This window comes from Arcticibacter eurypsychrophilus (assembly GCF_001730525.1).
Lineage (GTDB): Bacteria > Bacteroidota > Bacteroidia > Sphingobacteriales > Sphingobacteriaceae > Arcticibacter > Arcticibacter eurypsychrophilus.
Genome location: NZ_MDFN01000014.1, coordinates 124,776 through 134,681, shown reverse-complemented (window position 1 = coordinate 134,681; position 9,906 = coordinate 124,776). Strand labels below are relative to the sequence as shown.

Genomic DNA, 9,906 nt, shown 5'->3' with positions numbered 1-9,906 from the left:
TCCGTTTATTTTTATCGGACAACAATGATTTAGATTAAAAGATAAGACATTAGCTTCCGGTTCATTTCACTTACTTTGGTAAATGGCTGCGTAAAAATTGCATTAACGAGTTGATAATACCGCTGAAATTGGATTGAAACAATGGAAGATATTCACATGGTTTTCAGTAGTGAGGATTTCAAAAACAATATTGCTTTTACACAACCTGGCAATTGACTTTGAAGGCCTGATGAACGGCGTTGAAATAACAGGACAAAAGATAACTATTTTTTTGACTTCTCATGTTTCCGCATGGGCATTGCATCTATCAAGGCATAAAGCTTTTCAAGAGTCAATACTGATTTTGTACTATATTTTTCTCCACCATCTTTCCCTATTAAAGTTATTTTGAATTGTATGCTTCCAAAGTGTTCCTTTAGGATGAGATCCCTTTCCTGCATTCCTATTGGGTCCGCAGCCAACACCCTAATTTGCTCCCTGTAAGATTTATCTTGCTTGTCTGTGGCATAGATATTTAACACCCGCTTTGCAGATGAAATTTGAAGAACCGACAAAATAATAACAAGTATAATTTTCATAATCAAATTTTTATATACTTTTAATATTTACAATTTAACGAATATTCCCTAAAAAACCTTCGGTCCCTTTATCTTTTAATCACGCCCTCTGTACTTATCGTCACATCAAACGGTTTCAGATATGCATTTAACAACACACAAAATTCCCTTCTCGTAACCGTCTTTTGCAAATCAAATTTTCCCGGAAGTTTAAAAGCCGCTTTCCAGCCTTTCTCTACTTCTTTGTTTAACTCTGCCCCACGCTGAGCAGAAAATTTAATCAAGCTTAATACTTCATCAAGCGTTAGTTTATCCGATTTATGATCCAGAAACCAAATCTGACTCCTCGAATAATATTGTTTTACAGGCAGACGAATCTCTTCGGATGATACTGTTGAATCTGGCATGAGTAAGAACTTTCCATCTTTAACTTTTCCTTTAATTACACCCGTAAGTGCGATTTGCTGAAAAGCCAGGCTATTCGAATCGACATAAGATACATCATCAAATGAAATCAAGCGCAAGCGGTAAGTCAACAACTCATTCTGGATCAAACGGATATTAAGATGTTCCGTATTCGTATTAAAAAAGGCGGAATAAGCAGCAATTGATCCGGCCGCTTGTCCGCTTGCAAAGGTTAACTTGTTTGGATCCGGACTGGCAAATACCAAATTATTTGATGAGGATAAAAACGATTTCAAAGGCAATGTAGATGGAAAAACTTGCCGCTGACTTAATGCAGCTATTCCTGTACGGTAAAGCTGATTAGCATAGGATACAGAATCAGCCCATTTTGAAGGTGTATCATTTAATGCTGCCAGGCGTACAACCCTTCTGTCGCTACTTGCATCCACCAGAAGATCTGCTTTAATCACGCTTTTCGCTAGGATGATCTCCCAACCTTTACCTGATTTTTTTAAACTTATAACTGGCGAATTTCTTAAAATCGTTAAGTTTTTTATGGTATCTGTCCAACTCTTAAAAATTGATCCAGCGTAAACAGCTGATATAGGCTGTGTGTTTTTCAGTGGATATTTCTGTAGTTTTTCAACCGTCTTTAAGAAATCCTGAAGGACCCCTGAAGCATGTTCCCGCTCTTCCTGTGGAATGTTCACCGCATTTATGGCGCCATCATCCAGCAAAATAGTCTTCACTCCAGAATGTGCTGATTGTATAGCAGCAGCTATCCCAGCCGGCGAAGCAGTCATTACAACCACACCTGATTTATACGTTTGAGCGTAGCCGGAAGTAAAAAGCAGCAACAATGAAATCAAAAGAACACCTGGTTTAGTCAATCTGAAAAATTTACACATGAAAAAAAATTTATTTATTAACGTAATACATGACCAACAATTTTATCAGATCTATATTACCAGTCTGAAAATGAATAAGTGTTCTATAAGAGCCATATTGATTTAGTTTAATAATACTGGTAAATTTAATACTATCTAATGACAAATATCCACAACAAGATTGACCAAATTCTTTAAATTAAGAGCCAAAAGCATAAAATAATTGTGCCCAAAATACAACACCAAAGTAGTTCTCCTATAACCCAGATATTAATAATCCCAAATCAAATCTATATTGAGTCCAACATAAGTCCATGTTTTACTGCCAATACACGGACTTATGTTGGACTCAACCTAGTAACATTATGCCAGCAATAAGTTTCGGTCTATTTGAAGCTATCTTTTATAATCCTATTTTTGTAAAAATCAATTTTTTAAATGGACCTGATCCTACATGACGACAAGACTTTCGAAAGCATCACCTATGCCGGCAAAGTTATCAGCGGAAGGGAATTCCAAAACTGCACATTTAAAAATTGCGACTTTTCCAATAGTGAATTTTCACATAGTAAGTTTTTGGATTGCACTTTTGATGGATGCAATCTGTCGATGATGAAGTTCCATGGGACAACTTTAAATAATGCAATCTTCAGGGGTTGTAAGGTCTTGGGGGTTAATTTTAATGACTGTCAGGATTTTCTATTTGGCGTTTACTTTGATTCCTGCCTGGTAGATTATAGTTCCTTTTATGGGAAAAGGATGTCCAAAACACAGTTCATTAAAACTACGCTGAAGGAAGTTAATTTTAACAGAACAAATCTTTCTAATGCAGTATTTGATCAGACCGATTTGTCAGGCGCAGTATTTGATGAAACTAATCTTACTTCTGCTAACCTGGTTACTGCTTTCAATTTTTCTATTGACCCGGAACTGAACACAATTAAAAGGGCCAGTTTTTCTGCAAATGGATTGTCAGGACTACTCGCTAAGTACAATATTAAAATCGTATAATATAACCCATAAAAAAACTCTCTTTGTCATCAAGTAGGATGACAAAGAGAGTAATAGAACTGACATAAAGTAGCTTAAATACCTTGTATCAACTGAACAAATTATTGAGCACTCTGACGAGCTTCGTTTTTTAATTGATCATTTGCAACAATCACGATTTCAACTCTTCTGTTTTGAGCACGTCCAGCTTCTGTAGTATTGTCAGCTATTGGTTCAACTTTTCCTTTTCCAGAAATAGTGATCCGGGAAGCGCTGATTCCATTAGAAACGGCAAGAGATTTTACAGACTGTGCGCGTTTTTCTGAAAGCGTATAATTATAAGAATCTGAACCCACGTTATCGGTATGACCAATTACCATAATATTTGTTTCCGGATTATTCTGCATAGTAGAAGCCAGATTGGCCACATTTGTTACACCTGCACTTTTTAAATCAGACTTGTTAAAGTCGAATAAAATTCCATCATTGAACTTTACTATCAAACCTTCACCGGTTTTAATTACCTCTGCACCAGGAACCTTTTGTTGAATTTCTGCCGCCTGACGATCCATCTTTCTACCAATAAATGCACCTGCTGTACCACCAATGGCACCACCTATAATTGCACCCACGGCTGTATTTCCAGCTTTCTTACCTATGATAGCACCCAATGTGCCACCAGCTCCTGCACCGATTGCAGTTCCTTTTTGCGTTTGTGTCAACTGACTACATCCTGATATTAAAAAAGAAGCCGAAGCGATCATTACTGTATAAGTAGCTAACTTAATATTCATCATTTTCATTTTATATGTGTTTAACAAACAAATTCAATTATAATGCCAAATTACTTTCTGTGAGATAAATTTTTTTTCAGCTGTGTAAAGTACCATTTAAGTGGTTTTAACAGTTTTCAAACTTAGAAGTTTTTAATTTATTTCAGACATAAAATCATATTGACTTGTTTTTAGGTCATTATCTATTGAATCGAAACGGGTTAAATGGAATTGTAGGGCCAAATGTATAACCATTCAATACGCTATTGTCTTACCTTTACCTTTGTTTAACCCCCCCAGGTATGTTTGCTTCTTCCCAACTTTTAAATGCTTTGCTTCAAATCACACTGATACTGCCCTTACTTTTTTTTGGGAAAGGCAGGTTTAATAAGGATGAATATCGACTGCTCGGAATTTTTGTAGTCATGTTTGTATTATGGTCTGTAATTACAAACGGATTAGGAGGAGTGGTCGTTGGTAATGGGCAAAGCTGGAATTGGGTGGGGAAAGTTGGCGGATTGCTATTGGGTGTCTTTTTTGTTTTCAGGAATAAGCTTATTACTCACAATGAAATAGGCTGGAAGTTTAAATTCAATCCAGGTGCTGTTAAGCCGGTAGTGTTTACTCTCGTTTTAATTCTTCTGGCTCGCTTTGTTTTTTACATCACATTTGAACAGCATGTAAGGACCTTTGATCTGGAGACGTTGATTTTTCAGGGAACACTTGCCGGCTTATGTGATGAATTGCTATTTAGGGGGATTCTTCTAGCCTTGTTAAACCGGGTATTTACCACAAAAGAAAATGTCTTCGGCTTTTCACTGAGTTATGGAATTTTAATCAGCTCTATTCTATATGGTTTGAGTCAGGGTTTCCTGCTCCGCGAAGGCTTTCATCTTCAAATCAATCTGATCCGAATTCTAATAGGTTTCTTTCTTGGATTGATTGCCGCAGTTCTTAAAGAGCGGTCTGGCAGTTTATTACCTGCAGTTGTATTCCATAATTTGTGGGCAATCATTGCAAATCATTAAATAGTTATGATTGCATTGCTGATACTGCTTGTACTATTGCAGCATTGATAGCAATCTGATTTTGTTCTGATGAGGTTTACATTCAGGTACCTGTTTAAGCCTCTAAACCAAACATCCATGAAGGATTTGTTTTATAAGGTTAAAGTTCGGGCTTTAAAATAGAGAAATAGCAGCTAAAATTAAACTACTATTTCCCTATTGAAATTGACATAGAGCGCTTCTCTTCCAAGGGTTGCCTTCATTATCCCAAATTGGGTATTTCCACAAACCAAATTATTTAATTCTTTTGATCAGCTCAATGCAAGCTCTGCTATTGTGATAAGGACACTTCCACAAGCCTGCTTTATCTTCTTCATTCATTATTGTTCCGTCTTCCCGGATTCCCCATACCCATTCTCCCTGATTGGTGTCCAGGATATGAAGCTTCACAAATTCCCAGGTTTTTAGTGACTGCTGCAGAAAGCGATCCTCTCCGCTGAGCTGCCAGGCATTGAAAAACCCTACCATAGCTTCGGCTTGAACCCACCAATGTCTTTCTTTAAGTGTATGATTTGTTATAGGATCTCGTTCGTACCACATTCCCCCATCAGGGCCTATGCCTTGTTCAGCAGCTGTAGCCATAGCCACAGCGTATTGCTTCATCTTATTTATTAATGCATGTTCTTCTGTTACTTCAGCCGCTTCAAGAAGCAGCCATGCTGCTTCAATGTCATGTCCGTAGGATACAGATTCAGATTTGGGTTTCCACTTTTCATCCATAAAAAGAATAAGATGGTTGCTTTCAGGATCAATGATATAACGGGTAAAATCTGCGATCAGCGAAAGGATCTGTTTTTTCAACCCTTCATCTTTCCAGATCCGATAAAGGTTGGTATAGGCTTCCAGCACATGAAGATGGGTGTTCATGGTCTTCTTTTCGTTGGCATCTTTGTCACTTAAGCGCAGGTCTGCAATCTCAGTCCAGTCGCGGTTAAAAGCTTCAAAATACCCACCCCTGACCGGATCAAAACTATGTTTCTCCAATGTTTCGTACAGCTCAACGGCCAGATCCCTTGCTTCTTCAAACTTAGTAGCCTGGTAGTATTCACTCAAAGCGTAGATGACAAAGGCAATGGCATATACTTGCTTTTTGGTATCTAAAGGATTGCCTTTAAAGTCTACCGTCCAGTATACGCCACCCTGTTCTCTATCGACAAAATGTGCACGGATGTACTCGTATGCCTCATGGGCATACTCCAGATATTCGGGATATTCGGTCAGGTTGTAACCTGCAGCGAATGACCAGAGGATCCGAGCATTCAATACAGCCCCTTTGGGTGCTTCGGGATGTGAAACCTCATCATGACCTATTTTACCCAGAAAGCCTCCATAATCCGGATCAGGTGTATTTTTCATCCACCAGGAAAGGATCTCTTCGAGTTCATCCTGAAGTTCTGTTTTATAAGAAAGAAGATTATCGTTCAGTAGTAATCGTTCCATTGACTTGTATAAATTCTTTGTTCTTTTCTATGATCTGGTAGATCGTTTTGACGGAAAGATCAGATCGGAGACCATCTTCAGGACTGTTGATGACATAGTCGATCAGTTTTTCGATGGTACTGGTGGCTACGTGCATGCGCGTATCGGATGAGGCGTAATAAATGAATACAGTTCCATCTTCATCTGCTATCCAGCCATTGCAGAATACGACATTGGATACGTCACCAATCCGTTCTTCGCCTTCAGGGGCAATGAAGTAGCCTCCCGGCTTGTGAATTACTTTAGCCAGGTCATGCAGGTCTGTCATAAACATATATAACACGTAGCGTAAGCCGGCTGCTGTATTGCGCACGCCATGGGCAAGATGAAGCCAGCCCTGAGGGGTGCGGATGGGTGCCGGACCTGCTCCATTTTTAGCTTCGTAAACAGTGTGGTAGGCTTTATTATCGACAATAACCTCTACCGGAATGACCGGATTTTCCATGGATTCGCAGAAACCCAGACCGATTCCTCCACCGGAGCCGGCATCAATAAATCCATCCTGGGGACGGGTGTATAGGGCATATTTACCATCTACAAACTCGGGATGAAGCACTACATTCCTTTGTTGAGGAGAGGGTGTTTTCAGATCAGGCAGACGTTCCCAGGTGATAAAGTCTTTGGTACGGGTGATGCCACAGGCAGCAATAGCCATGGACTGGTCATGGGCAGGTGCAGCAGGATCCTTACGTTCTGTACAAAAAAGGCCATAGATCCAACCATCTTCATGAAGGGTCAGGCGCATATCGTATACGTTTACATCAGGGTTTTCAGTCTGTGGCAGATTTACAGGATAAGGCCAGAAAACAAAGTTATCTGTTCCATTTGGACTTTCGGCAACGGCGAAAAAGGACTTACGGTCCGTTCCTTCTACCCTAACCACTAGAATATATTTATACTTCCATTTGATGGCACCGGCATTGAAGGCAGCATTAATGCCAAACCGTTCCATCAGATGCGGGTTCGTTTCAGGATTGATGTCGTATTTCCAGAACAAAGGCACATGTGCCGCCGTCACTACCGGATACTGGTATCTTTCGTAGACTCCGTTGCTATTTACAGCTTTTGGATTGGGCCTGGTTATCAGTTCAAGGTAGGACTGCTGAAGCCGCTCTAGTCTTATTTCAAAAGGATTCATTCTATTTAATTCTTAAATGGATTGTCTGTTAACTAAATTTAATATTTTACCGTCTTTATTCATAATCAGCTGATCTGAATAGATAAAGCCGGATTTTGATCGCTTCTTACTCAACATCCGCAGATTGGCTGTCTCTTTTCAGCTGCAGTTCTCCGCATATATTTTCTAGTTTCTTTTCGCTTAAGGGATAAAAGGCAATAAAAAATACGGAAAGAGCGGTACCAATAGCAGGAAGGAAGCTTAACATGAGGCGGATGCCGGATTGCGCACTTTCTGTTTGAACTGCATTTGCCTGGAAGCCGTAATAACCCAGGAGCCATCCGGTAGTAGCGCCACCTATGGTCCAGCCAAGCTTTTGCGACATGGAGGAAGAGGAAAAGATCAGACCGGTGGCCCGTCTTCCATTTTTCCATTCGGAATAATCGGCTATATCAGCATACATTGACCATAAAAGCGGAAAAATACAGCCGGCACAGATACTGATCAGCACCTGAAAGATCATGATCCACATCACCTGACTGCTGTCAAACATATAGAAGAAGACACTTAAAAAAGTGGCGATGATCATCACTACTAAAAAGGTATTCTTCTTGCCAATCCTGGAAGAGATAGGTGTGGCCAAGAGGACGCCTATAATGTTGGCAGCCTGTCCGAGTACCAGATAAATCGTGGTAAGGGAAAGATTGAAACGAAAGGTACCCAGCATCAGGTCGTAATTACTCTCCTGCCCGATGTAGTATTTGAAGTAAAAGGCAGCTCCGCCATCTCTGATCGAGTTAAAGATTAGTGCAGATACTCCTGCTCCCAGTAAAATCCACCAGGGACGGTTAGACATCAGATTTTTAATATCTTCTTTCAGATTGGGATTATCCTCGTTAACTGGTTTTACCCTTTCTTTAGTGAGGGCAAAGCACAACCAGAAGAATATAGTGGCTATGATAGCGAATATCATCACCGATAAAAACCAGCCCTGCTGCGGATTGGTCTTGCCGCCCATCAAGTCTTTAAGAGGCTCAATTAAACCAAGCGCTAAAAGGCTCCCTGCAAAAGCAAATACCATTCTATAGGAAGAAAGCGAGGTGCGTTCTATTCTATCCGTTGACATCACGCCCATTAATGAGGCATAGGGTACGTTGATTAATGAATAGATCATCATCATTAGGGAGTACGTGATGTAGGCGTATATTAATTTGTTTGATGCGCTAAAATCAGGGGTATAAAAAGTGAATACCGCTATGACAGCAAAAGGTATGGCCACCCAAAATAGATAGGGCCTGAATTTGCCAAAGCGGCTATGCGTACGGTCGGCCATTACCCCAACAACAGGGTCGACTAATGAATCCCATACACGGGTAATCAGAAACATGGTTCCTGCGGCAGCGGCGGTTATGCCGAAGATATCTGTATAAAAAATAAGCAGGTACATACTGAATAATTTCCAGAACATGGAAGATGCAGCATCACCTAATCCATAACCTACCTTTTCTTTAAACTTTATTTTTTCTGTACTCATTTCCTTAAATTGACATTGGGTTTATTCTTTCAATTGGGTTGATTCAAATGTAAGGTGTGCATTGCGCTTTAATTAATACTTTTTTAACATAAGAAAATGAATTATTACCTTTTTTTATTTATTAAAACTGATTAATATATTAACTGTATGTATATAAAAAGAAAATTTTACTATATTAGTACTTGATACTCTTTTATCAACAAATCAACCTTTATAACCTTTCTATGAATAGTATCATTAAAGAAATAACTCCTCTTACGCCTAATGACTGTTTTACAATTTTCACCAGGGTAAAAAAGGAGTTTAATTTTCCCCTTCATTTTCATGAAGAATTTGAACTAAATCTGATCCTTAACGCTAAGGGGGCAAAACGAATTGTGGGCGATCATATTGAAACGATTGACGAAATGGAACTTGTTCTTGTAGGCTCCAATTTAAATCACGCCTGGTTTACCCATCATTGCGAAAGTGAAGAAATTACTGAAGTCACTATTCAATGGCACCATGATCTGTTTGATGATAAACTGCTGAGAAGAAATCAACTCAGCATCATCAGGCAAATGTTGGAAAGGTCCATGAAAGGAATTTTATTCTCTCAGGAAACGATCAAGACAATTTCCCCACGAATACTTTCTCTTAACCAAAAGAATGGATTCGATTCTGTGATGGAATTAATCAGTATTCTGCACGACCTTTCTACTTCCCGCAATATGCGGACACTCTCAGACAGTACATTCAATGATTTTCATCAACCTAGCAACAGTCGCCGCATTGAGAAATCATTTGAATATATGAACAACAACTATAACAAACAGATTAGCCTAAAAGATATTGCTAAACTGGTGAATATGACTGAGGTTTCATTTAGCCGGTTTATTAAAAAGCGAACAGGCAGCACGTATATCAACACGTTGAATGAGATTCGTTTGGGACATGCATCCCGCATGCTTATCGACACGACTCATTCTGTTGCGGAGGTTTCATTCAACTGCGGCTTTAATAACATTTCCAACTTCAACCGTTTATTCAGGAAGAAAAAGAACTGTACTCCTAAAGAATTTAGGGAAAGCTTTTCGGGGAGCCGGATTTTTATATAA

9 protein-coding genes are annotated in these 9,906 nt (G+C 39.3%); 3 read left to right on the top strand and 6 right to left on the bottom strand.

Annotation, left to right across the window (positions count from 1 at the left end):
- Nucleotides 1-263: 263 nt before the first annotated feature.
- Together BFL47_RS09645 and BFL47_RS09640 are read right to left on the bottom strand one after the other, a co-directional pair.
- Complete coding sequence (locus BFL47_RS09645) at nucleotides 264-578, bottom strand: DUF4174 domain-containing protein (protein ID WP_069659586.1); 315 nt, start codon at nucleotides 576-578, stop codon at nucleotides 264-266.
- A gap of 68 nt (nucleotides 579-646) precedes the next feature.
- Complete coding sequence (locus tag BFL47_RS09640) at nucleotides 647-1,870, bottom strand: FAD-dependent oxidoreductase (protein ID WP_069659585.1); 1,224 nt, start codon at nucleotides 1,868-1,870, stop codon at nucleotides 647-649.
- Nucleotides 1,871-2,287: 417 nt separating this feature from the next.
- Here BFL47_RS09640 and BFL47_RS09635 point away from each other — a divergent pair, with 417 nt between their 5' ends.
- Nucleotides 2,288-2,860 (top strand): pentapeptide repeat-containing protein, encoded by a 573-nt coding sequence (locus BFL47_RS09635; protein ID WP_069659584.1) that lies wholly within the window; start codon nucleotides 2,288-2,290, stop codon nucleotides 2,858-2,860.
- A gap of 101 nt (nucleotides 2,861-2,961) precedes the next feature.
- Here the strand turns inward: BFL47_RS09635 and BFL47_RS09630 are convergent, their stop codons facing one another.
- Nucleotides 2,962-3,636: an OmpA family protein gene (locus BFL47_RS09630; RefSeq protein ID WP_394332406.1), complete on the bottom strand. Its 675-nt coding sequence runs from the start codon at nucleotides 3,634-3,636 to the stop codon at nucleotides 2,962-2,964.
- Nucleotides 3,637-3,914: 278 nt separating this feature from the next.
- On the opposite strand from BFL47_RS09630, the gene BFL47_RS09625 reads away from it, so the two are divergent.
- Complete coding sequence (locus BFL47_RS09625; RefSeq protein WP_069659582.1) at nucleotides 3,915-4,640, top strand: CPBP family intramembrane glutamic endopeptidase; 726 nt, start codon at nucleotides 3,915-3,917, stop codon at nucleotides 4,638-4,640.
- Between the two features lie 273 nt (nucleotides 4,641-4,913).
- Here BFL47_RS09625 and BFL47_RS09620 read toward each other — a convergent pair whose 3' ends face one another.
- From BFL47_RS09620 to BFL47_RS09610, 3 genes are all read right to left on the bottom strand, one after another.
- A complete protein-coding gene (locus tag BFL47_RS09620) occupies nucleotides 4,914-6,119 on the bottom strand; it encodes an AGE family epimerase/isomerase (protein ID WP_069659581.1) in 1,206 nt (401 codons plus the stop codon).
- Nucleotides 6,094-7,296 (bottom strand): glycoside hydrolase family 130 protein, encoded by a 1,203-nt coding sequence (locus BFL47_RS09615; RefSeq protein ID WP_069659580.1) that lies wholly within the window; start codon nucleotides 7,294-7,296, stop codon nucleotides 6,094-6,096. The genes BFL47_RS09620 and BFL47_RS09615 overlap by 26 nt, the downstream gene beginning before the upstream one ends.
- A 106-nt stretch (nucleotides 7,297-7,402) precedes the next feature.
- Entirely contained in the window at nucleotides 7,403-8,809 is a 1,407-nt protein-coding gene (locus BFL47_RS09610) for an MFS transporter (RefSeq protein WP_069659579.1), read from the bottom strand.
- Nucleotides 8,810-9,033: 224 nt separating this feature from the next.
- Between BFL47_RS09610 and BFL47_RS09605 the strand changes: the two genes are divergently transcribed.
- Complete coding sequence (locus BFL47_RS09605) at nucleotides 9,034-9,906, top strand: AraC family transcriptional regulator (RefSeq protein ID WP_069659578.1); 873 nt, start codon at nucleotides 9,034-9,036, stop codon at nucleotides 9,904-9,906.